This window comes from Amycolatopsis sp. NPDC102522, assembly GCF_055584485.1.
On record NZ_JBVJLY010000038.1, the window covers coordinates 18,747 to 40,518 of the forward strand.

The 21,772-nt window shown below is 68.0% G+C and carries 31 protein-coding genes; 26 read left to right on the plus strand and 5 right to left on the minus strand.

Going from position 1 to position 21,772, the window contains the following annotated elements:
• Positions 1–155 precede the first annotated feature (155 nt).
• Positions 156–365 carry a hypothetical protein gene (locus ACZ6YV_RS42745; RefSeq protein ID WP_465515113.1) on the minus strand — a complete coding sequence of 70 codons (210 nt, stop codon included), beginning with the start codon at positions 363–365 and terminating at the stop codon, positions 156–158.
• A gap of 201 nt (positions 366–566) precedes the next feature.
• Here ACZ6YV_RS42745 and ACZ6YV_RS42750 point away from each other — a divergent pair, with 201 nt between their 5' ends.
• From ACZ6YV_RS42750 to ACZ6YV_RS42765, 4 genes are all read left to right on the plus strand, one after another.
• On the plus strand, positions 567–1,106 hold the full coding sequence (locus tag ACZ6YV_RS42750; protein WP_465515114.1) for a DUF6879 family protein: 540 nt from the start codon (positions 567–569) through the stop codon (positions 1,104–1,106).
• A 120-nt stretch (positions 1,107–1,226) separates the two neighbouring features.
• The gene (locus ACZ6YV_RS42755) at positions 1,227–1,541 is read left to right on the plus strand and encodes a hypothetical protein (protein WP_465515115.1); all 315 of its coding nucleotides are present in this window, start codon (positions 1,227–1,229) and stop codon (positions 1,539–1,541) included.
• On the plus strand, positions 1,541–2,191 hold the full coding sequence (locus ACZ6YV_RS42760; RefSeq protein ID WP_465515116.1) for a DUF6879 family protein: 651 nt from the start codon (positions 1,541–1,543) through the stop codon (positions 2,189–2,191). Before ACZ6YV_RS42755 ends, ACZ6YV_RS42760 begins: the two co-directional genes overlap by 1 nt.
• Positions 2,130–2,966: a helix-turn-helix domain-containing protein gene (locus ACZ6YV_RS42765; protein WP_465515117.1), complete on the plus strand. Its 837-nt coding sequence runs from the start codon at positions 2,130–2,132 to the stop codon at positions 2,964–2,966. The genes ACZ6YV_RS42760 and ACZ6YV_RS42765 overlap by 62 nt, the downstream gene beginning before the upstream one ends.
• Before the next feature lie 214 nt (positions 2,967–3,180).
• Here the strand turns inward: ACZ6YV_RS42765 and ACZ6YV_RS42770 are convergent, their stop codons facing one another.
• The 3 genes from ACZ6YV_RS42770 to ACZ6YV_RS42780 all read right to left on the minus strand — a co-directional run bounded on the left by ACZ6YV_RS42770 (position 3,181) and on the right by ACZ6YV_RS42780 (position 6,027).
• On the minus strand, positions 3,181–4,407 hold the full coding sequence (locus tag ACZ6YV_RS42770) for a hypothetical protein (protein ID WP_465515118.1): 1,227 nt from the start codon (positions 4,405–4,407) through the stop codon (positions 3,181–3,183).
• 244 nt (positions 4,408–4,651) lie between these two features.
• Positions 4,652–5,203 carry a kinase gene (locus ACZ6YV_RS42775; RefSeq protein ID WP_465515119.1) on the minus strand — a complete coding sequence of 184 codons (552 nt, stop codon included), beginning with the start codon at positions 5,201–5,203 and terminating at the stop codon, positions 4,652–4,654.
• Positions 5,200–6,027: a GntR family transcriptional regulator gene (locus ACZ6YV_RS42780; RefSeq protein ID WP_465515120.1), complete on the minus strand. Its 828-nt coding sequence runs from the start codon at positions 6,025–6,027 to the stop codon at positions 5,200–5,202. Before ACZ6YV_RS42780 ends, ACZ6YV_RS42775 begins: the two co-directional genes overlap by 4 nt.
• A gap of 672 nt (positions 6,028–6,699) precedes the next feature.
• Between ACZ6YV_RS42780 and ACZ6YV_RS42785 the strand changes: the two genes are divergently transcribed.
• The 4 genes from ACZ6YV_RS42785 to ACZ6YV_RS42800 all read left to right on the plus strand — a co-directional run bounded on the left by ACZ6YV_RS42785 (position 6,700) and on the right by ACZ6YV_RS42800 (position 8,897).
• The gene (locus tag ACZ6YV_RS42785) at positions 6,700–7,077 is read left to right on the plus strand and encodes a hypothetical protein (RefSeq protein ID WP_465515121.1); all 378 of its coding nucleotides are present in this window, start codon (positions 6,700–6,702) and stop codon (positions 7,075–7,077) included.
• Positions 7,074–7,331 carry a WhiB family transcriptional regulator gene (locus ACZ6YV_RS42790; RefSeq protein WP_465515122.1) on the plus strand — a complete coding sequence of 86 codons (258 nt, stop codon included), beginning with the start codon at positions 7,074–7,076 and terminating at the stop codon, positions 7,329–7,331. Before ACZ6YV_RS42785 ends, ACZ6YV_RS42790 begins: the two co-directional genes overlap by 4 nt.
• Positions 7,331–7,582, plus strand: a complete 252-nt coding sequence (locus tag ACZ6YV_RS42795) for a hypothetical protein (RefSeq protein ID WP_465515123.1) — start codon at positions 7,331–7,333, stop codon at positions 7,580–7,582. The genes ACZ6YV_RS42790 and ACZ6YV_RS42795 overlap by 1 nt, the downstream gene beginning before the upstream one ends.
• Before the next feature lie 172 nt (positions 7,583–7,754).
• Complete coding sequence (locus tag ACZ6YV_RS42800) at positions 7,755–8,897, plus strand: hypothetical protein (RefSeq protein ID WP_465515124.1); 1,143 nt, start codon at positions 7,755–7,757, stop codon at positions 8,895–8,897.
• An 80-nt stretch (positions 8,898–8,977) separates the two neighbouring features.
• Here ACZ6YV_RS42800 and ACZ6YV_RS42805 read toward each other — a convergent pair whose 3' ends face one another.
• Entirely contained in the window at positions 8,978–9,286 is a 309-nt protein-coding gene (locus ACZ6YV_RS42805) for a hypothetical protein (RefSeq protein WP_465515125.1), read from the minus strand.
• Between the two features lie 75 nt (positions 9,287–9,361).
• On the opposite strand from ACZ6YV_RS42805, the gene ACZ6YV_RS42810 reads away from it, so the two are divergent.
• From ACZ6YV_RS42810 to ACZ6YV_RS42895, 18 genes are all read left to right on the plus strand, one after another.
• Entirely contained in the window at positions 9,362–9,769 is a 408-nt protein-coding gene (locus tag ACZ6YV_RS42810; protein WP_465515126.1) for a hypothetical protein, read from the plus strand.
• On the plus strand, positions 9,708–10,217 hold the full coding sequence (locus ACZ6YV_RS42815; RefSeq protein ID WP_465515127.1) for a hypothetical protein: 510 nt from the start codon (positions 9,708–9,710) through the stop codon (positions 10,215–10,217). The genes ACZ6YV_RS42810 and ACZ6YV_RS42815 overlap by 62 nt, the downstream gene beginning before the upstream one ends.
• A 24-nt stretch (positions 10,218–10,241) precedes the next feature.
• The gene (locus ACZ6YV_RS42820) at positions 10,242–10,712 is read left to right on the plus strand and encodes a hypothetical protein (protein ID WP_465515128.1); all 471 of its coding nucleotides are present in this window, start codon (positions 10,242–10,244) and stop codon (positions 10,710–10,712) included.
• 147 nt (positions 10,713–10,859) lie between these two features.
• Positions 10,860–12,140, plus strand: a complete 1,281-nt coding sequence (locus tag ACZ6YV_RS42825; protein ID WP_465515129.1) for a prolipoprotein diacylglyceryl transferase — start codon at positions 10,860–10,862, stop codon at positions 12,138–12,140.
• A gap of 20 nt (positions 12,141–12,160) precedes the next feature.
• Positions 12,161–12,457 (plus strand): hypothetical protein, encoded by a 297-nt coding sequence (locus ACZ6YV_RS42830; protein ID WP_465515130.1) that lies wholly within the window; start codon positions 12,161–12,163, stop codon positions 12,455–12,457.
• 120 nt (positions 12,458–12,577) lie between these two features.
• Positions 12,578–14,839 (plus strand): hypothetical protein, encoded by a 2,262-nt coding sequence (locus ACZ6YV_RS42835; RefSeq protein ID WP_465515131.1) that lies wholly within the window; start codon positions 12,578–12,580, stop codon positions 14,837–14,839.
• 109 nt (positions 14,840–14,948) lie between these two features.
• Positions 14,949–15,545 (plus strand): hypothetical protein, encoded by a 597-nt coding sequence (locus ACZ6YV_RS42840; RefSeq protein ID WP_465515132.1) that lies wholly within the window; start codon positions 14,949–14,951, stop codon positions 15,543–15,545.
• A gap of 34 nt (positions 15,546–15,579) precedes the next feature.
• Positions 15,580–15,828, plus strand: coding sequence for a hypothetical protein (locus ACZ6YV_RS42845; RefSeq protein ID WP_465515133.1), 249 nt, complete (start codon positions 15,580–15,582; stop codon positions 15,826–15,828).
• An 83-nt stretch (positions 15,829–15,911) separates the two neighbouring features.
• Positions 15,912–16,169, plus strand: coding sequence for a hypothetical protein (locus ACZ6YV_RS42850; protein ID WP_465515134.1), 258 nt, complete (start codon positions 15,912–15,914; stop codon positions 16,167–16,169).
• Positions 16,170–16,224: 55 nt separating this feature from the next.
• Positions 16,225–16,857: a hypothetical protein gene (locus tag ACZ6YV_RS42855; RefSeq protein ID WP_465515135.1), complete on the plus strand. Its 633-nt coding sequence runs from the start codon at positions 16,225–16,227 to the stop codon at positions 16,855–16,857.
• A gap of 108 nt (positions 16,858–16,965) precedes the next feature.
• Positions 16,966–17,472: a hypothetical protein gene (locus tag ACZ6YV_RS42860; protein ID WP_465515136.1), complete on the plus strand. Its 507-nt coding sequence runs from the start codon at positions 16,966–16,968 to the stop codon at positions 17,470–17,472.
• Positions 17,465–17,722, plus strand: coding sequence for a hypothetical protein (locus tag ACZ6YV_RS42865; RefSeq protein ID WP_465515137.1), 258 nt, complete (start codon positions 17,465–17,467; stop codon positions 17,720–17,722). Before ACZ6YV_RS42860 ends, ACZ6YV_RS42865 begins: the two co-directional genes overlap by 8 nt.
• A 102-nt stretch (positions 17,723–17,824) precedes the next feature.
• Positions 17,825–18,238 carry a RapZ C-terminal domain-containing protein gene (locus ACZ6YV_RS42870; protein ID WP_465515138.1) on the plus strand — a complete coding sequence of 138 codons (414 nt, stop codon included), beginning with the start codon at positions 17,825–17,827 and terminating at the stop codon, positions 18,236–18,238.
• Entirely contained in the window at positions 18,235–18,567 is a 333-nt protein-coding gene (locus ACZ6YV_RS42875; protein ID WP_465515139.1) for a hypothetical protein, read from the plus strand. The genes ACZ6YV_RS42870 and ACZ6YV_RS42875 overlap by 4 nt, the downstream gene beginning before the upstream one ends.
• On the plus strand, positions 18,564–19,364 hold the full coding sequence (locus ACZ6YV_RS42880; RefSeq protein WP_465515140.1) for a metal-dependent hydrolase: 801 nt from the start codon (positions 18,564–18,566) through the stop codon (positions 19,362–19,364). Before ACZ6YV_RS42875 ends, ACZ6YV_RS42880 begins: the two co-directional genes overlap by 4 nt.
• Positions 19,361–19,618, plus strand: coding sequence for a hypothetical protein (locus ACZ6YV_RS42885; protein ID WP_465515141.1), 258 nt, complete (start codon positions 19,361–19,363; stop codon positions 19,616–19,618). The genes ACZ6YV_RS42880 and ACZ6YV_RS42885 overlap by 4 nt, the downstream gene beginning before the upstream one ends.
• A complete protein-coding gene (locus ACZ6YV_RS42890) occupies positions 19,600–20,172 on the plus strand; it encodes a hypothetical protein (RefSeq protein WP_465515142.1) in 573 nt (190 codons plus the stop codon). The genes ACZ6YV_RS42885 and ACZ6YV_RS42890 overlap by 19 nt, the downstream gene beginning before the upstream one ends.
• Positions 20,169–21,617 carry a hypothetical protein gene (locus ACZ6YV_RS42895; protein ID WP_465515143.1) on the plus strand — a complete coding sequence of 483 codons (1,449 nt, stop codon included), beginning with the start codon at positions 20,169–20,171 and terminating at the stop codon, positions 21,615–21,617. Before ACZ6YV_RS42890 ends, ACZ6YV_RS42895 begins: the two co-directional genes overlap by 4 nt.
• Positions 21,618–21,772: the final 155 nt, after the last annotated feature.

Below are 21,772 nucleotides of genomic sequence, written 5' to 3' on the forward strand. Positions count from 1 at the left end.
CCGACGTGGTGGTTCCCGAAAGGGACGGCTGGTGAGTGGTGATCCACTTCTTCACGGAGCCCTCCGCGCTTCCTGGCCAGGAAATGCACGCGGGGGGTTTCGTTCTGTCTTGGGGGAGTTATCCCGGTGGTGAGACGGTCAACTCCGGTCGATAGCTAGGCCGCCACCTCCTCGGCAAGCCCGTGCTTGGAGACCAACTTGCGGAGTCGTTCCAGTTCGGCTTCAAGTTGGCCGATCCGCTCAGGAGTGACGACACGGCCGAATGGCTTGCCTCGGAAGGTGAGGGTGACCTCGGTGCCGTTGCGAAGCGATCGGCGAACTTCGCCGGGGTTGTCGCTCAGGCGCTCGCTGCTGATCGTGGTCATTGCGACTCCTGTGACTCCTGTGGCTCAAGTTGATCTGTGGTGCGGCCACCCTACCTGAACTCCGGAGTTCACCGCCCGTCGGTGGCTCGGCGTGTCGCAAACTCAGGTGGTTTACGGAAAACGATCGTTTGCTGTTTCAGTGTGTGGCCAAGACGAGCCTCGCTGGGATGAGCGCGTGCTCGGCGGGGCACACTTGGCGCGGTGCCCGATACCCGCATGACGCTGGACAACTTCGAGAAGATAGCCGAACGCTCCCGCGACCGGTTCCGGCTGGAGACCCTGCCTACCTACCTGGTGCCGCAGGAGGTCGACGAGTTCGCGAGGTGGAAGGCAGGGGACCGCACGCTGCGCACTGGTACGGACTGGCACCACAACATCCGCAATACAACTGCCGCCGGTGCCCGCTGGTCCCGAGTGCGGATCCTGGACTACCCGCTCACCGAGTACAGCCGGTTCGAGCTGCACGGCTATCAGGGCAACGCCATGTTCGGGGAGCACATCAACGTGGCCGATCGGGCGTGGTCACTGGAGCTGGGCGGTCTGCGGATGGACTTCTGGCAGTTCGACCGCAGTGCCACTGTGCGCATGGTGTATGACGCAGCTGGGCACTTCCTGTGCCCCGAGTTGGTCGATGACCCAGACGAGGTTGCTCACTTACGTGCGGTCCGGGCGATCGCCGAGCATCATGCGGTGCCGCTCACCGAGTTCCTGACCAACTACGAGCCCGGTCTGATCGCGTGACCACCCGCCCGATTGGGGGCCGTTTCCGAATACCCGGCCGTCTGACTCTTGAATAAAACCGGTCGGCGGTTCACACTCGGCGGCACAGAGCGCTCAGCCAGGCGAGAGGGGAACCACCCGATGCTTACGCTCCTGCGTGCCGCGTGCGGCAGCGGTCGAGACTGCCCCAACGTCAACCGTGCCGAGTCTGGCACCTACGCCGGCAGCTACGTCGTGGTTGGCTACACCACCGATCTGCCAGTCACCGTCCTGGTGCCCGCAGCCCTGCTTCCAGAATGGGACTGCCCAGCCCGCCGCGCTGGGGACCTGATCCGTGTGACTGGCTTGCCCGTGACTGACGCCGCGGCGCTTGCCGAGTTGGATATGGACGAGGGTGAGAGCGCCGTGATGGTGCACCCGGCCGACGTCCCGGCCCTGGCAGGGGTGCTGGTCTGATGTCCGGCACCTTCAACGACCGACTGTCAGTGCAGCAGGTCGGCGAGTACATCGACTCCCGGTTCACCAGTGACCTGTTTCGGCTGGAGACCCGCGACGTGCTGGACGTCCCCGGCGACAACGGCTTGGTGCGTGACTACATCGAGGGCCAGCAGATGCCCGAACACCCGTGGGCTGACGTGGTACGTCGCGAGGTCGCGGACGGCAAAATCACCCGTCGGGTGCTGGCCCTAACCGAGCCCCTGACTGACTACCGGCGCATGTCGATCGAATGGCAGTACCTGCGCAACGTCGCCGCTGGCGAACGTTGCCGCCTGATCAACCGTGCCGACCCGGCAGCGACCGCCGTGGGCGAGCTCGACTTCTGGATGATCGAGTACGAGCACGTGCTGGTGATGCACTACGACGAGGCTGGCCGCTTCACCGGCGCGTCCCCGGTCACCAATCCCGACGAGATCCGGCAATGGCAGGATCGGGCCCGGCTGGCCTGGGGCTTGGGCGTCGACCTCGCAACCTGGTGGGACCAGCATCCGCAGTACCGGCGCGACGACGGTTCCACCCACCACGTCCCCACACCACGGAGCCACGATGACTCGCAGAGCGACCGAACCGACGACACCGCTCGGCAAGGCACTGCGCGCGCTTCGTAGCGACTCCGGGCTAACCGGCAAGGAAGCCGCGGCCGCAGCCGACATCTCCCAGTCGATGCTGTCCCGCTACGAGATCGGTGAGCAGGTCCCAACCCCGCACACGATCCGCAACCTGTGCCGCGTCTACCGGGCGCCGGCAGACGAACGGCGGCAACTGCTCGCGCTCGCGACCGCTACCACTGAAGGCAGCGTTGACGCGGCCGCCGTGCGCAAGCGCGGCGGCTGGCAGATGCAGGAGCGGGTGTCACGCGCCGAGCAGGCAGCGGAGACCATCACCACCTGGTGCCCGTCCTGGGTCGACGGCCTTACCCAGACTGCGGACTACGCGCGCGCACTGTTCGGCGACGACTACCTCGACCCCAGCGACGTCGACCGCGCGGTCGCGGCCCGAGTCGAGCGCCAGGAACTGTTGCGACAGTCTGGGCGTCGATTCCGCATTGCGCACACCGAGGGCGCACTGATGTGGTGCATGGGTTCTGCCTCCGTCATGGTCGACCAGCTCGACCGGCTGATCGAGCTGTCGCACCTGCCGGATGTGTCGCTCGGCGTGGTGCCATTCGGAACAGCGGCCACAGTCCCGCCCATGCACCAGTTCACGATTTTCGACAAGTCGTCTGTCCACTTCGGAACCGGGCACCGGACCGAGTTCGTCGCCGATCATCGGCATGTCTCCCGGTACCTCGACTACTGGACCGAGTTCGAGCCGCTGATCAGATGGGGTGACGAGGCGCGCGACGTGTTCGCGCGGGTCAGGGGCTGGTATGCGACGCGATGACCCCTCGCCCTTTTTTCGGCACTTGAATACCCGCAAGAACGTACCAAGGGTATTCAAGTAGCGAGATCTAGCAGACCGCCTGACGGCTCTGCTCGTTCATTGACAACTCCACAGTGGAAACGGTGCACAGCACGACAGCGGGGTGGCGACCAGCTAATCCTGGTCGCCACCCCGCTGCTCAGATGTATAACGCCCTACACGGCTCCGCCCTGGTTCACGGACGTTTACGCAGCTCGGTGAGTTGTTCTAGGTAGGCCCGTGTGGGTGCGGCGTCGGGTGCGGTTCGGGTGATCGCGGTGGTGAGGTCCTGGGCGACCATCAGCAGCGATGGGATGGAGCGGCGGTCGGCGGCCAGTGCGCGTAGTCCGTACTCGGCGGCGCCGTCGATGTCGCCCTGGCGGGCGGCGACGGTGCCGAGGGTGACGCGGGCTTCGGCGTTGCGCATCACTGAGTGTTCGGTGCCGTCCCAGGAGGTGCCGGCGGCGAGGACTTCGCGTGCGAGCTGCTCGGCGGCGGCGTCGTCACCGGCGATGCGGTGGACGTCCATCCGGTAGAAGTCGTATTTTGCCGGGTCGACGACGAAGTGGTGGTTGAGGTTGGTCGGGTACGGCATCGGCTCCAGCACCCGGCGGCCGCGCTCGAGGGCGCGGCGTGCCTCGTCGGCGCGGGCCATCCGGACCAGCGCTTTGGCTTCCTGCCCGGCCAGCTGTACGGCGACGCTGGAGTGCCCGGCGACCGCGGTTCCGGCCTCGGCGGCGGTGAGCACACCGCGGTAGTTGCCGCTGGTGAGGGCCTGCCAGGCCTCGATTTCGTAGGCCCAGCCCTGGATTTCGGCGTGGCCGGCCTCGTGACCGAGGCTCAGCGCGTGGGAGCGGGTCACGCTGGCCGAGGCGGCGTCACCGCTGTCGTATTGCACGCATGCGACCAGCAGCGCCAGCCACCCAGCCTGCACCTGGACTTCCTGTCGCTGCGCGAGCGTCATCGGCTGACGGATCAGCTGCACCAGGCGGCCGAGCCAGGCGCGGCCTTCGGTGAGCAGCTGCCCGGCCGGGACGTACGGATACTCCGAGCACAGTCGGTCCACGGTGATGGCGATGCCGTGCAGGCTGGCGTCGTCGACGCTGGAGGCCTGCAGTTGCTGGAGCAGCTCGCTGACGTCGCCGGACGGCGGCGCGAGCACCGGCCGCGCCGGCGGGAACAGCGCGCCGGGCACCGACTCGAACAGCGTGGCCAGATAGCGCATGTTGTCCGGGCGGATGCCGCCACCGGCCTCCCAGCGCTTCCACGAGCGCAGCAGACTTTCCGGATCGGCCAGCTCGGTGTCGTGATGGGCGCGGGTGCTCGCCCGTAGCTGCGCGACGGCGTCGGCCTGCGACCACCCGCGACGCTCACGTTCGCGGCGGATCCGCTCGCCCCACTCGATCCGGCCCAGTTCGCTCATGTCTTCATCATCCAGGTGCGCGTGGCTCATGCCGTCCACGTTGCTGCACCAGACCCTATTTCCGCAGGTGACAGCGTGGTGACACCGGAGTGTCCCCATCTTGACACTGCCGAGCACCCCCAGGCCCGACGCAACATCAACACCATCGGGTCCTTGACAAATTCACAGTGGAAACAGGCGCATAAAAGGGGTGGTGACCAGCGAATCAGCTGGTCACCACCCCAGTGGTGGATGATCTCGGCGGCTAGGTCCCGCGCGAGATGGCGGTCTGGATGGCCTGCGCTGCTTCGGCCGGGCACATGAGGCTGGTGTCGAGTGTCAACTGCACGGCGTCGTCGACGAGCTTGGCGGTCTGGTCGTAGGCGGCTATCCGGGCCGCGACATCACCAGTGCCGCGACGACGGGCACGGTCCTCGCAGATATCCCGGCCTGCCCACAGCTGCACCACGGTCCAGTGCTGGCTCGGCACCGCGGTGACGGCCTGGACGGCGGCGACGGATCCGAGATGCACGACGGGCACCAGGTCCTCGTCAGCGAACCGGGTCAGCGTGGAGGCCGAAATGGCGTACCGGGCGTCGTAACGCTCCCAGGCAAATACGAAGTCGCCAGCGGCCGCGCGCTCGGCGAACTCGTTGCAGGTGACCATCACGTAGCCCGTAGAACGTCCCGGTCCGGCTTTGATGACGGGAAACAGGGCGAACCGGCCATCGAGCGCGGTGAGCGCGTCGGTGATCGTGGACTTCCCGACTGCGGGCGGACCGTAGAGCACGAGCCCGGCCGGGACGGCGGCGGTCACTGAGTGACCTTGGTGAGCAGCGTGTCGGCCTGCCGCTGCAGCGGCGGTGCCCCGGCTGAGTTGTCGATGACGAAGTGGTCGATCGCCGGTCGGAAGTTGAGATCGAGCGAACCGACCCACGTCGCCCAGTCGGCGAGCTTGCTCGCGTCCCGCGCGGCGCCGCGCTTGCGGATGTAGCTGAGCATGGTGTCAACATCGCAGGCTACCCACACGAAGTGGGCAGTGCCGCCATGACTGGCGACGAGAGATCGGGTGCGCTCACACCAGGCCGGATCGCCGAACTCGGTGACGAACGGCGCGGTCACGATGCACGACGTGCCGCACTCCAGGTTCTCCTCCAGCCCCATCATCAACGCGTCGTACTCGGCCGGCCGGATCACCGTGCGATAGATGTCGGACTCCCGGTCATTCGCGGACAGGCCGATCGTGGTCAGCGCCGCCTCGACCACGGCTCTGGTCGTGGAGTCCTTATCGAGCATCGGCCAGTGCGTGCGGCGGGCGACGATGCGACCCAGCTCGGTCTTGCCGCTTCCGGCGTAGCCGCCGACAAACAGCACCACAGGCCTGGGACTGGTCTCCTCATCTGCGTCGGTCGGGTAGTTCACTACCCGACCGGACCTGGCTGTGCTGAGCACGATCCCCTCGTCAACCAGCCGTCCGATCGCCCTGCTGATGGTGCTTGCCGAGGCGCCGTACTCCTTCGCCAGCGACTTCGTCGGCGGCAACAGCCGGCCGTGCGGCAACCGGCCGGACTCGATCTCAACGCGGATCTGCCGCGCGAGCCGCTCATCAGCAGTGATCGGTGGTCGCTGGGTCACAGGCATCTCCCAAGAGTCAGATCGAGTCAGGTTGGGTCAGACGGTAACAAGCGGCACCCATACAAGGGCAGGACGCGCGCCACATTCCCCGTTAAGGGGTGATTGAGCGGCTTTTCGACCTGAATCTAAGAGTAACCATTGACACTGTTTGAACCAGCTGGTTACTGTCTGACTCAGCCAAGGTGAAGCCGGTCCGATCCCGACCTCGCCACACAGCCCCCGGTCTGCACCGGTGCGGCACTTGGTCTCGCCGCGAGGCGACGCCAGGTGCGGGGCGAGGCTCCGCCGCCGAGCGTTTCGGTGAATCGCAGAGAACTACACAGCGAGCTATGAGCACCTGGCTGGCCTGACGTCCCGCTCACGAACTGGTGATGGACGTGCTCTGAAAGGCCGGCCCCGCCTTACCCCAAGGCTTCGCCACTGCTTGGTCGTCACGTCCGCTCCTCCCCCCTTGCGGACCTCGACTGGCGTGGCCTTCCGCAGACACCTGTTTCGCGTGGTGTTTGCCGGTCGCCCTCACTTCGTCCCGCCGTCCCGTCGCGCCAGCGCATGGCGCGGCGAGCAGCCGGAGTGAGGGTGTGCCGGGGAACCACCACCCAACCGCCCGTCCCCGATGACCTGGCCCATCGGGGGCGGGCCCACCTCACTCGCCGTTCATACGGAAGGGAGCAGCACGGCATGATCACCACCACCACTGACCACTTCGAGGTCTACGGCGACGCCACCTTTGTCGCCGCGGCCGACCGCTTCGATGACGTGCTCGCCGAGCCCGTCGAACGCAACCGCGCGCTGATGGCGCTGCTGACGCCCTCGGCGATCACCATCCCGCCTGCGGACCTGCCCGCGGCCGACCTGCCCGAGTACGAGCCCACCCTCACCGACCTGAGGGCGATCGAGACATTCGATCACGCCAAGGTCGATGACTGGATCGCCTCGGCGGTCACGCTGGCGGCCTACGAGCACCGCCACCAGGAGCTGCTGCGGGTGCGCGCCGGACTTCCTCCGATGGCCCTGATCGAGGACGACGATGACGAGGACCTGGAGCGTGCGGCATGAGCGACTGGCGACACGACGCGGCCTGCCGCGAGGAAGAGCCGGAGCAGTTCTTCCCGGTCGGCAAGACCGGCCCTGCTCTCGCCGCCGAGGCAGCGGCCAAGGCCATCTGCCACCGCTGCACGGTGGCGTCCGACTGCCTGGCCTGGGCACTGGCCACCGGCCAGGACGCCGGCGTCTGGGGCGGCATGTCCGAGGACGAGCGCCGCGCGTTGAAGCGGCGGCGTACTCACCTCGGAACGGCGGTGAGGGCGTGATGACCACCGCCACCCTGCATCTGAAAGGATTCGACCTCGAACCGGCCTGGCCGCTCCCGTACCAAGCCGCGAGCCTCGAAGCCGAGATCGCCGCCACCCACGTCTACAAGGACGCGGCCGAGCGCGATCGAGACGCGGGCGATTTCCGCGCATGCCATCGAATCTGGGCCCTCGACATTCACCTCGTCGAGCTGCGCCACCAGCTCGACGAGGTGAATGACCGCCTCCAGAACGACCAGCACAGTCACTGACCTGGTGCTCCGGCACCGGGGAAGCACACGCGGACGACGCCGGGGTCTCCCCCCAACCCCGGTGTTCGCGTGTGTTTCCCAGGCCACCGGATCGTCCGATCGCCGCAGCCGAGAAGATCTCGGCCATCTCCTCATCGCATCGCCCACCGCTGCCCCTGGAAGGAGGCCCATCGTGGACGCCATCGGCGCGCACGCCCCCGAGCCCGACGACCGCTCGAAGTTCGACTCGATCGTGGCCAACCTCAAGATCGTGGCCGACCTCGATACCGACGAGCCCGGGATCGAGCAGGCCGACACCGTCGGATCGGAGCCGGGGAACGAGACCGCCCCGGCCGCGCCGGAGACACCCCAGGCCCCGCCGCCCGCTCCCGCGCCGAAGGCAGACCGGGAGCGGGCGGCGGCCCCCAGCCCGGTTCCGCCTCCGCCGGCCACCGCGCCTGCCCCGGTCCCGGCGGTCGAGCCGGTTCCGCTGGCTCCACTGCCGCAGCCGGTGAAGCCGGAACGTCCTGAACTGGTCAAGCCGGACGAGCCGGATCCGCCCCAACTCGGCGCGGCCAAGAACACCGGCCACTATGCCTCGCTCACCGGCTACATCATGTCGGTCGGCGTCGGCGCGTTCGGGCAGATCATGTTCCTCGGGACCTGGCTGGCGAACATGCTGCCGGCGCCGGGCAACTGGATCGCCGCGGCGATCGGCGCGGCCTTCGCCGAGATCGGCATGATCGGCGCGGGCAACTCCTCACTGACGAAGCGAGCAGACGGTGGTCGCTGGAAGCTGCTGTTCGCCGTCGCCTGCTTCGTCTGCGCCGGCGCGGTCACCATGCAGGTGGCGCACTGGCTGCCCAAGGGCTTCGGCGTGGCGCTGGTCTTCGGTCTCGCCTCGTTCGTCGGGTTCCTGATTCACATGACGATCGAGCACAGCAAGATCCGCGACCACGAAGACCGCATGGCCAAGTACGACAAGGCGATGGAGGCGTTCCGGGCCGAGGAACAGGCCCGCTACGAACAGGATCTGGCGGCCTACGAAGCCGCGGTCGCCGAGCAGCAGCGGCAGCGGCGCCAGATCGAGCAAGCCGCGAAGAAGTCCGCCGAGCCCGCCGAGCCGCCCCAACCGGTCGCGAAACCCCCGGCCAAGCCAACCGGTGGCCGAGCCACCAAGGCCGACGCCTTGCGCATCGGGGTCCAGCACAAAGCCAAGACCCCGGCCAAGCTGCGCGACGCGCTGATCGAGGCCGGATACGGACTGCCTGCGTCCTCGACCACGGTCGAGAACTGGTGCAAGGAGATCAAGGCGCAGCTCGACAACGTCCACTGATCCGCCCATATTCACAGCGCCCCGACCCTGAAGAGGGCCGGGGCGCTGTGGGAGTTGGACGGCTCACCTGAGCCACGACATCAGCTGAAGCGGCTCTCGCTCATGTTCCAGCCGTAGGTCGAGCGGGACTGCGCGATCGGGGCCCGTCCCCGGTTCTGGTGCCACACCTCGAGTACGTAGTCGGCCAGGAACGGCATGTCGCGCAGGTCGTCGTAGACCCGTGACTGCTCGGCCGCGCACGCCAGCGGCACGAAGTGCCGGCCACAGAGCTTCTCGAACTCCTCGTTGTCATCGAGGTCGAAGAACTCGATCACCGGCCCCGGATCGTGCAGCAGCCGCCGCCCGTCGAGGCGGGCGATCTGGAGTTCGTAGCGGTCACGACGTCCCATGCCACCGCTCCTTTCCCTGTGTTCTGGCAGCTCAACGGTACCCGTAACCACCGACCACGAAGGAGGAAATCGATCGTGACCACCCCGGTGTCGCTCCCGCAGGCGCCGAAACAACGGCGCCGTGTCCGGGTCGCGCTCGCCACGCTGCGCCGGGTCCGCGGCCAGCGTGAACGGTTCGCCACCGAGTACGGCAAGGCCACCACCGCGCAGGAACGGTTCGCCGCCGCCAGCAACGCGCTGCGCGCCGCGGCGGCCGACGGCGAGCACCAGCCGGACCCGGACGCGGTGGCCCGCCGCCTCGACCGGATCACCGACGCGATCACGACCCTGCTCACCGAGCTGCACGAGACCCAAGAGAGCCAGGCCACCAAGACCCTCCGCGCGGACGAGCGGCGGATCGAACGCAACGAAAGGAGAAGCCGTGATCGAACCCACCCCCACCCCGCACACCCAGACGCCGGCGCCACAGGCCCACCGGCCTGACCTGCGCCTGGTGCCGACATCGGTGCCGCCGGAGACCGACACCGAGATCACCGGCCCCATCCCGGTCATCGTCGACGAACCCGCCGCGGCTCCGGCCGTCGACGTCGACCGGCCCGGCGTCGACGGCCAGGCGGCCACCGCACCGCCCGCGGTGACCCCGCAGGCCCCGCTCGACATCCGGCTGCTGGACACGCTCACCCAGTTCCTCCAGGCCCGGCCCCGATGGTCGGAACGCGCGCCCTCCACGGCCGAGACCTGGGAGTACTCGATGAGCGGTGACTGGACGGCCGAGGAGAAGTCGCTCAAGCGGGTGCTGCACGGCCTCTGCGTTCTGGCCGCCTTCGCCCTGACCTACCCGATCGAGTGGGCGATCCAGATCGCCCGGCAGAAGCCGATCGGGTTCCTGCTCGTCCTCGCCGTGCTCATCCTGCTCGGCAAAGTCCTCTAACCCACCGTCCCGAAAGGACACGTCATGAGTCTCAACTGGTTCATTCCCACGACCATCATCCACCTCGGAGCGATCTTGCTGCTGCTCGGCATCGTCCTGGTCTTCCTGGACGTGCCGGGCAAAGGCGTTCCCTGGGACAAGGTCGGCGCCGGATTCGCCGTCGTCGGCGGTTTCGGCGTCGGCGGCGGGGCCGCCGGATGGCTCGGCCGCACCCTCTTCTCGACCAGCGGCAGCATGCTGACCGCCACGCAGCAACTCACCACCCAGGCGGTCGGGGTCGGCGTCGTCGGCGTGGTCCTCGTCGGGCTGTGCCTGTGGGCCTACGCCCGGCTGCGCGGCAAGGGCATCGCCGCCAAGACGAAGTTCAAGTCCCTGATCGTGGTCTTCGTACTCGCCATCGCCGGCACCACGCTCTCCCTCGTGCCGAAGCTCCACGGCTGGGCCAACGACGCCACCGGCTGGGCCGGGAACGCCGTCATCACCGCGATCCGGTGACGCCCCAGCATCCCGGCAGGGACGGCGCCGAAATCCAGGAACGGCACCAGTCCTGCCGCCAACGTCGGTGGCAGGACTGGTGGGCGGGTTCGAGTCCCGCCCGGCGCACGCACGGAAACACCTACCAGACAAGGAAAGGAGTGGCGTGTGGAACCGTTTCTCATGACCTGCATGGTGATCGCGTTCTTCCTCACCAAGGGCAAAACCGACAGCGCCGCATACGCCAACGGCAAAGAACCGCCGGGAGTGACCAAGGCCCGGCTGCGCCACGACAAGGGCGGCGGTGCCCGGAGTACCTCCGGTACACCGAAAGGCCCCGGCGGGCTCCGGCTGCTGGCCGCCACGAAGTGGGCCAACGCGTGCGAGGCGGCCAAACAGCGTTCCGACCACAAGGCCGCCCGCAACCGCGCCTGGTACGAGGAGAACGCTCCGAAGCGGGACGAGGCGTGGCGGCAGAAGCAGCTGGCGAAGCTGGAGAAGAAGAAGGCTGCCAGCGATCGCTGGGCGAAAGATCGAGGCGTCCTCGACCTGAGCGAGCGTCGTGACCGTAAGGCCGAGGAAGAGGCCTGGAAGGAAAACGAGCGCCGCGACCTCGAAGCCAAACAGAAGGAGCTCGCGGAACTGGAGGCCCCCGAGAAGATCGACTCGGTTCCTCCGACAGCGCCCGACGGCAGCCCGTGGGATCCCGACAACCCCGCGAGCGTCGCGGCCTCGGACGAGGCCAAGAAGAACCCGGCCGGTGACAGCGGCAACGGCTCCACAGCGGAGCCAGCCGCCGGAGAAGCTGACAAGACCGAGAGGCCGGATGTCCCCGCGTGGGCGGGAACGTGTGCCTGGGGCCAGCTCTTCCCGGAAGCCCTGTGCGACGCCCCCGTGAAGAAGGGCAGGGCCTACTGCACGGATCACGAGATGTCGCGCGGCATCTTGCTGTGCAGGTGGAGCCGCGACTACGGCGGCCCGCAGTGCGCCACCCGGCGAGCACGGGGGCACGACTACTGCGAGATACACAAAGCGGCGGATATCGAGCGCACCACCGGCGGCGGCGATTCCCCGCCGCCCCCCGCCGAGCCGGATAGCGCCGCTGAGGCAGCCAGCGCGCCGCCGGCGTCCGCCACCGACACCAGTTCGAACGTCCCCACCGAGGAAGGAACCTCCACCGTGTACGAGCAAGCAGTGACTCGGTTAATCGCCGCGGCCGACCAGGTCGCCGAATACCGCGCCGATCTGGCGGCGTTCGCCGACACCCTGGGCGGCAAGAAGTGGGGCACCGAGGTGACCGGCCCGATCCAGGACATGGACGGCCAGCTGACCGCCCTCGAGGGCGAGTACCGCGACCTCGCCGCCCAGATGAAGTCCCAGGGCGATCAGGGCGCCGCCGCCCACGAACAGGCCCCCTGGGTGCCCGCCGACGACTCGATCCTCGTCTGAGAAGAACGGAGAAACATCGCATGTCGAACATCAACGGCGACGCCAGCACCGACGCCATGGCCGCCGCCCTCAAGGACGCCGCCACCGACCTGGAGACCTTGGCCAACGACAACCTCAAGCTCCAGCACGAGTTCGAGGGCGAGCGCTGGGCCGGGCTGGACGTCCTGTCCGGCGCCGCGACCCGGATCAACACCATCGGCGACAGCCTCGTCGACGTGGCCGACAAGATCGGTGTCGGCGGCCAGATCGTGCGCGATGCCCGCCTGAACAACGACATGATCACCCACGCCAGCAAGGAATCGCTCGGCCAGGCCTGACCGGCTGCTGCCGTCCGGGTCCTGATCAGCCCCCGCCCACATCTTCCCCGGTGGGCGGGGGCTGATCTTTTCCCCGATGCCAGCACCCGACACGCCGCCGACCCCAAGGAAGGACACGACGTGCCCACCAACACCGTCACCCGCAAGACCCGATTCACCAGCAACGACAAGGGAAAGAACACCGTCACCCGCAAGACCCGGTTCCAGAAGCCCGCGAACAAGACCGCCAAGACCACGGTGTCCGATGCCGAACTCGGCACCGCGATCGCGCAGTCCTTGGACGACGCGGTGAGCCAGGCACAGCGCAGGAACCGCACGAAGGGACGCCGCTGGGTCACCGACCAGCACGTCGCGGTCGCTGACAAGATCGGCGGCCGCCGGGGCGCGACAGGCGGCAAGAACGACGTCCCCATCGCGACCGGCCCGTACGAGCTGGAGCGGCGCTGGATGATCCGCGACCGCAACCGCCGGCGCCGCTACCCCTGGGTGCCCGGTCTCGGCGCCATCATCTGGGGTCTGCTGGCCACCTTGATCGCGCAGTTCTTCGCCTGGACCACCAGCGTTCCTGCCGAGGCCGTCGCCGGAGTCCTGGCCGTCGTCCCGCTCACCATGGGCGTCGTCCTGGCGGTGAAGCACCGCCAGGACGGGTGGGCACCCGAACTCGCCGCGGCCGGGCTCGGCGCGGCCGCGATCGTCTTCTGGATCGGCGTGGCCGGGCTGTCCTGGCTGACCGTCCTGATCGTCGTGGTCGCCACGATCATCGGCGGCACCCGCTGGTGGAAGGCCAACCCGATCGGGCCCGGCGTGCCCCGCCTGGAGCCGCCACGGCCGGAGCCCGAACCCGAGCCAGAGCCGGAACCGAAAGCGTCGGTCCCGTCACCGGAGACCGACCCGCTCTGCATCGCCTGGAACGACAACAACGCCTCCGGCGAAGGAAAAGCGAAGGGGTCACGCCTTACCAACCGCCGTGACGACGAGTTCACCGTCACCTACGACGTCGAGCTCAAAAAGGGTGTCCAGTCGCTGAAGAACCTCCTCGCCAACCGCGAGGAACTCGCCGGCGGGCTCGGCGAGGACACCGAGCGCGTTCTGTTCAAGCGGGCACCGCGCGGATCGGGCGCCAACAAGGCCGTGCTGACCATCATCACCAAGGACCCGGTCGCCGAAACCCGCTTCTACACCGGCCCTTGCGTCGAGGACGGCGTGATCAAGAACGTCGCGCGGTTCATCGACGGCTCCGGCGAGATCGACATCGTCATGTGGGACGACGGTGGCATGGTCTGCACGATGGTCGTCGGGTCCACCGGCGGTGGCAAGTCCGGAGCGGCCAATGTGCTCACCACCGGAGCGATGTCGACCGGCGTGATGAACTTGCTCTACGCCGACCCCAAGGGCAACTCCTCGACCGCGCTCGCCGAACGAGCCCGCGTCGCGGTCATCGGCAAGCAGAACGTGCTCAAACTGCCGTACCTGATCACCGCGATCCTCGCCGCCCGTGCCCAGCTGGCCGCCGACCTCGGCGCAGACCAGATCTTCCCCAGCGCCGAGATCCCCGGCTGGCAGTTCCTGCACGACGAGTACTCGCTGATCGCCAACGATCCGCTGGCCCAGCGAGTGTGGACCGAGACGGTCAACATCGTGCGCGCCTACGGGATCTGGGCCGTCGCGCTCAACCAGTCCCAGGGCCAGCCCCAGTGGGGCAACGACCACGCTCGCTCGGCGTTCGCCAGCCAGGTGGTCGCGTTCCGGGTCAACTCCAAGTCCGGCTCCGACCTGGTTCCGGGCCTGAACTTCGACCCGAACGAGCTGCCGGTCGACGACAAGGGCCGGCCGGTGCCGGGCATGGCCGTCCACGCCCACTACGACACCCCGACCCGCTGGGACTTCCTGCCCTCCAGGGCGAACGCGGAGCGCATGGCGGCCAAGGGTGAGCCCGCTCCGCCCTACACCACCGAGGAGGCCTTCGACGCGTTCTTCAACCAGCCGGAACCGCATTGGATGGACGTTCTGGCGATCCAGTCAGTGCTCGGCCCGGCGATCAACGGCCGTTGGCAGGTCGGTGGCCGCGGCTCGACCCACGAGTTCCCCGAGACGTTCGAGGGACTCAGCTCGGTCAAGACGGCGGCCCCGGCCGCTCAGCCGAAGAAGGGCCGGTGGGGCCAGCGCGGCGCCACCAAATCGGCCACGGGCGGCCAGCTGACCCCGGCACAAGCCGAGGTGCTGGCCATCGTCCGGGGCGGCACCGCCAAGGCCGGCGACATCGTCGAGGCCGCGAAGGCTGGCCGCTCCAGCGTCTACGACGCACTGGACACGCTCAGCAGCCTCGGCCTGATCTGCAAGACCAAGGGCGGCGTGTACGAGCCGGTCACCACGGACGCCTGACCGTCCGGGTTCCCCACCAGCCATCCCACGCACGGGCTGGTGGGGTTCCCGATCAGCCAGGCCAGCACGACCAAACCGTTGCTACGTAAGAAGGCACGAGGAGCTCGGCATGGCACGCAAACGCCGTGACAACACCACCGCCGCCGCGATCAAAGTCGGCGACCTGATCGAACCCGACAACAACGGCTTCCGCGCCACCGTGACCAGAAAAGAGGACAACCCGAACCCGAACATTACGGAGCCCCACGTGGCCCTCCACTGGGCCTACCCGGCCGACGACTTCTCCGTCAACGCGAACTTCCGCGGCACCACCAGCGGCAGGTACTTCCGCCTTGGGGACCCGATCACCCGCTGGCTCGACAGCGGCCGAACAGCCACCAGCCTCGCGGAAGCCAAAGAGAAGAAGACCGAGATCCCCGTCGGCATCGCGGGCGTGGACTACCGGCAGGCGGTGACCCGGTTGATCGCGGCGGCCGACCAGGTCGCGGAGTACCGCGCCGATCTGGCGGCGTTCGCCGACACCCTGGGCGGCAAGAAGTGGGGCGTCGAGGTGACCGGCTCGATCCAGGACATGGACGGGCAGCTGACCGCTCTCGAGGGCGACTATCGCGACCTCGCCGCCCAGATGAAGTCCCAGGGCGACCAGGGTGCGGCCGCGCACGAGCAAGCGCCCTGGGTCCCCGACGACGACTCCATCCTGGCTTAACCCATTCGCCAGCACATCCGCGAAGGAGAAGTGCATGACCCGCAAGCCGACCCGCCGCGGCATCCGCCGGCGCGCCACCCGCCACCGCAGCGGCGGCACTGTCTACCAAAACGACGCCAGCCTCGACCGTGCCGCCGACCGAGACCCCGACCAGAGCTGGTTCTGGACACCGCATTGGCAAGCCGGAGAACGTCGCGCCACCCAGGAAATCGCCGCCGACGATCTCTCAACGCACTCTTCGATCGACGCCTTCTTAGATTCGATCGACACCAACGAGCGCTGACCAGCACCCACCTGTCTCTCGATGGGCGGGCTTCCCCAGGACCTGGGGAGGCCCGCCCATCGCCGTTTCTGTGCTCAACCCAAGTGATCGGAGGGAAGTCCTTGCTCGAAGCGTTCCAGCAGCTCGACCCCACCACGCGGTTTTTCGTCGTCCTCACGTTGTTCGCGGGCCTGTACCTGCTGTCCGGCTTCCTCTACCCCTACACCGCCTGCCCGGTCTGCAAAGGACAGAGGAACTACTCGCCCTCCGGCAAGAACTGGGGTGAGTGCGGGCGATGCGGCGGATCCGGCAAGAAAGTCCGGCTGATCTCCTGCCTGCTCGGCCGCGGCAAGGCCAAATGAGCCGCTACTGACACCACCACCTCACCAAACACCACCAACCAGAACGGGTTTCTCCATGCACACCAACGACTTCACTTCCACCACCACTGTCACCGACGACGTCCAGCAGCCCACGGCTCAGCCGACCGGGAAACCCGGCTGGCCTGCCTGGGCTGTGAAGGCACTGGCTCGGCTGACGAAAACTCGTGCGGACGTTCAGCGTTTCGTCACGGCAGACCCCTCGGGAGCCGCGTCGCTCGTCGGGACCGCCATCGGCGTCGTGCTGACCGCCGTGCTTGTGTTCAGCGCACTGGGCAACGTGCTGAAGTGGCTGACGTCCGGGCACGTCGTGCACGACGTCGCCACGCAGCTGCCCGCCGTCCATATCGTCACCGACCCGATCGGACACTGGCTGGCCGTGCACACCGCCGATTTGCCGCTCACCGCGCCGATCGCAGCCTGGGCCTGGGGCATGACCGGGTTCGTGCTGTTCTTCGCCGCCTGCTGGCGCCACCTCGGTGCCCAGCTGCTGTGGTCGGTCTACGGGGCTGCCACCGCGGCGATGGCGTGGTCAGGCACCGCCATCGCCGCCCACCGGCCAGTGGTCGTCGGCCTGCTCGCGATCGCCTGGAGCGTGCTGTCGCTGCTGGCGTTGCGCGGCCGCCGTCGGCCGCAGCGACAGCACGCTCGCATGGCGCTGACTCGCTGACCGATCCGGCCGACCTTCCAGCACCCGGCCCGGCTGGCCAGGACGGTCCGGGTGCTGGCGGAGCCGACCGGCTCGCTGCATTCGCCACTTCGACGAACGGGAATTCCCATGCACACCAACCTGCCCGCGAGGCTGCGCCTGACGGCCAGCCCCGCTGCACGGTCCGGCATCGCCAACGCCGCGCTCACCCTCGCCACGACCGGCCTCACGCTGGCTGTCGCCAGCCTCCGCCGCCGCCGGCGGCTCGCCCGCCTGGTCGAGGAGCGTACGGAAGCCGAGCAGCGCGCCTACGAACACTTCGTGCGCGCCTTCGGGACCGCCAGCGAGCTCAGCGACACGCAACTCGCGGCGCTGACCACCTACCTGTCCAGCCGCGCGGATCGGTACGTCCCGACCGTGGTGGCCGAGCTGCTGCGTGGCCGCGCCTGGAACTGGCGCGACGAAAACGACGACCTGGACGAAGAACAGCCCCGTGTCCAGTACGTCACCGCGGTCGTCGACGGCCTGGACGACGGCCAGCCGTACGCGGCCGACATCGCCGCGGTGACGACGCCGATCACGGAAATCCCGTGGGGCATCCGGACCTGCCAGCGGGAGGCGACCGCCCGTGGCTGAGAAGACCGTCTCCGTCCTGCCCGAAGCACACCTGCTCAAGACCTGCCCGCCCTGCGTCGACGGCGGCGGCTACGGCGACGCCACTCAAGGCACCTGGTACCGCTGCCCATGTTGCCGATGCAGCTGGACCCCGAACCCGAACGGCAAGGTCGCCACCTCCCGGCTCGGGAACTGGTGGCAACGCGTGAAGGTGCACCGGACATCCCCCGCACGAGCTCTGCCCGGTCGCCGCCAGGCGCCGCGGTACTGACCCGGTCGCACTTCCAGCACCCGGCCCGACCACGACGGCCCGGGTGCTGGCGGAGCCGACCGGCTCACCTGCATTCGCCACTGACCACAAAGGACCACCATCGTGACCGCACACGCCGAAATCCGATCGTTCGGCTACCTCCACAATCCGCCTCCGCCGTCCACCATCACAGTCGACCTGCGCGAATGCCTGCGTGATCCGCACGTCGACCCCGCGCTGCGCGAACTCACCGGCTTCGAGGAACCCGTCCGGTTCGCCGTGCTGAACACCCGCGGCGCCACCGGCCTGATCGCGCACCTGGCCATGACCGTCGTCGGCCTGCTCGAACTGGAGATCCCGGTCTCGCTGTCCGTCGGTTGTGCAGGTGGGAAACATCGTGCAGTTGTTGTCTCCCAGGAGGTTGCCGCTCGTCTGCGCCTCACGGGCTGGTCGGTTGACCTGCAGCACCGCGACGTCCATCGCCCGGTCGTGGACCGCCGTCCCAGCGTGCCCGTCACCGGGGAGGTGTGCCCATGACAACCGCGACCAGGCCGCTCGTCGTCTGCCTGTGCGGCTCCACCCGCTTCATGGCCAAGATGGCCGAGGCCAACCTGCAACTCACCGCGGCCGGGTGCATCGTCCTCGCGCCCGGGTGCGACCTGAAACAGCCGCATCCGTTGTGGGACAACGACACCAAGCTCGCCGCGCTGAAGTCCCGGCTCGACGCGCTGCACCGCGCGAAGATCGAGTGGGCCGACGAAGTGGTCATCGTGACCGACCACAGCGGCTACATTGGCGCCTCGACCCAGGCCGAGCTCGCCTACGCCGAGCAGCTCGGCAAGCCGGTGCGGCGGTGGTCGCGATGATGGGCCGTACCCACGCCGCCACCGGTGTACTGGCCGGGCTGCTGCTCGGCCCCGCGATCGGGCTGCAGGGCCTGGCCGAGGTCGGCCCGTTCGCCGCGACCTGCGCCGGATACGCACTGCTGCCCGACCTGGACCATCCCAGCAGCACGATCACCCGCAAACTCGGCCCGATCACCCGCATGCTCTCGGTCGGCCTGCGGCGGATGTCCGCCGCTCTGTACCGGGCCACCAAAGGCCCCCGGGACGAACGATGCGACGGCACCCACCGGCACGCCACCCACACCGTGCTGTTCGCCGTCGCGGCCGGCGCCACCTGCTGGGCGACCACCACGGCCTGGGGCGGCTGGGCGGTCCTCGCCTGGCTCGCCTTCGGGCTGCTGCTGGCCCACGACCGGCTCGGCAAGCTCATGCTGCTCCCGGTCGGCATCGCCGCGGTCAGCTGGATCGCCCAGGTCGACGTCCCCGCCGGATTCGGCCCGGCCGCGCTCGTCGCCCTCGAGGAGTCCGCGGGCTGGCTCGGCATCGCCGTCGCGGCCGGGGCCATCACCCACTGCCTCGGCGACGCGCTCACCGAGTCCGGCTGCCCGTTCCTGTTCCCGCTCCCGATCGCCGGTGAGACCTGGTACGAGCTTCGGCCTCCGAGGTTGCTGCGCTTCCACACCGGCAAGCGGGTCGAGAACTGGCTGGTGTTCCCGCTCGTCGTGCTCGGCTGCGTCGCCGCCATCCCCGGCGTCTGGCCCTACCTCGCCGAGATTGTCCACGGTCCCAGCGCCGTTGCAGCGGGAGCGGTCCGGTGAGCCGGCACCTGGCCGAGCTGGCCACCCCGCTCACCGCCGGACTGCCCAACCAGGTGCGGGACCTGATCGCCGAAGACCTGACCGTCGTCGTCATCGCCATGCGCGAGCAGGCGAACCTCTGGCGGGCCGCTGGCTCGCCCGGTCTGGAAACCGCGATCGTCTCGTTCGTCGACTTCGCCGAGCGCATCCAGCAGCGCGCCCACGCCTACCGGCCCGAATGGTCAGAAGGAGGAACATGTATCAGCAGGCAGTAACCCACTTGATCGCGGCGGCCGACCAGGTCGCCGAGTACCGGGCGGACCTGGCGGCGTTCGCCGACATCCTGGGCGGCAAGAAGTGGGGTGCCGAGGTGACCGGCCCGATCCAGGACATGGACGGCCAGCTGACCGCCCTCGAAGGCGACTACCGCGACCTTGCCGGGCAGATGCGGCATCAGGGTGACCAGGGCGCCGCGGCCCACGAACAGGCCCCTTGGGTGCCGGACAATCTCCTCGCCGAGGAGTGCATCACACACCACGACGCAGGGAGCCCCGTCATGGCGGAGACCGCCGAACCTGAGCCCGTCGAAGAGACGCCAGCAGACTTCGCGACCATCGCCTCGCGGCTGCGCGAGTTCGAGACGGTGGACGAGGGTGCCGCATATCTTGACGCCCAGAACTTGAACAAGGAAGGCCTGCTCGCAGTTGCCGCCCAGATATGGGAGCTGCGCGGTGCGGATCGCCGGCTGAGCCAGAAAGCCTTGAAGGCGAGACTGCTCCACATGCAGATCGGTGCCCGGCGCAAGTTCGAGGGCTTGAGAAAGTGGTGACCATCGCGACCGAGTACCGGCAGGCGGTGACCCGGTTGATCGCGGCGGCCGACCAGGTCGCCGAGTACCGCGCCGATCTGGCGGCGTTCGCCGACACCTTGGGCGGCAAGAAGTGGGGTGCCGAGGTGACCGGCCCGATCCAGGACATGGACGGCCAGCTGACCGCCCTCGAAGGCGACTACCGCGACCTTGCCGGGCAGATGCGGCATCAGGGTGACCAGGGCGCCGCCGCTCACGAACAAGCGCCCTGGGTGCCCGACACTCTGCTCGACGACGAAGCCGTCCCCACAGGACCTGAACTCTCTTTCCCTGCCAACCAACTTGTTCCGAGTCCTCCGACACCAGACAACCCAGGCATGGAAGACACCGAGCCGATCGTCACGTACACGACCCCCGAAGTCTCCCGCAACGACTTCGACGACTATCAGCCTGGCAAGAGCCTGGACAGCGTCCAGGACACGGTCGCTGACCTTCTGGAGACCTATCGGGCCACCGCGGTTAACCCGATCATCACCCCGACCGGGGTCAAGTTCGAGGTCACCGGCCCGCGCCGCTACATCGAACAACTCGCAGGTCTCTACGGCGGGATGCTGCCCAGCGCGGCCGGAAGCCCAGCCGTGTCAGCGAGTGGCGTCAAACCCTCGAGGCTGCCCCGCGGCCAGCTGAGGGTGATCAAGCCCCTCACCCCTGGCATACGCGCCGCAGTGGATCTGGTCCAAGACGCGGACGGGCGCGTGGCGGTCCGTAAGGTATTCCACTCCGACGCCGACGAGAAGAACCCCGCAGACCGCGAGGTCGCTGCGGCGGCGGTGGCTAACGCGGTGGGTATCACTGACCTTGAGGTGCGGCGTGTCGATCCCGACACCGTGCTCATGACGTACTTCGAGGGCCAGACCGGCACAGAACTGGCCTACTCGACCATGTCGCCAGAGGATGTTGCCCTGTTGGATGACGATGCCGCCACCAACGAGCAGGTCGAGGACCCCGAGTGGCTGGCGAGGTGGTCGAAGGCTAACGAGGAGTACCGCGAGAATTTGAAGCGGTGGATGCGGGCGCCAGGGGCCAAGGAGATCGGCCTGTTCGACTACTTGGCTCTCAACATCGACCGCAACTCGTCCAACTGGATCGTTGATGACGCTGGGGTGGTTCACCCGATCGACCACGATGCGACGTTCATCGGCGCCATACAACAGCAAGACGGACTGATTGACTTCGACTCACTGTTTATGCGGACCTGGCTGGCCAAGGACGACGTGACCGGGCACAGACGGCCAAATGCCCTGGCTTCGTCATTCAGCCGGAGTCAATTGGAGCAGGTGATGGAGCGCCTGGAGGATGCCAAGCCAGCGCTGGACAAGATCCCTCCTGTCCGCGGAGTCAGCACCTACGACCTGGTGCGCCAACGGCTCGTGTGGCTGATCGAAGCGTGTGACGCGACGACTTGATCCCGAACACACCCATCACGCAACGTCACAACAGGGAAGGCCGGGCTCCTCGCAAGAGACCCAGCCGTGTCATGACAACCGTGTAAGCCATGGATGGACCAAGATCGGGTCGTCGAACGCGACCCAGAAGGGCTCCATCTGTGACCGAGAACACA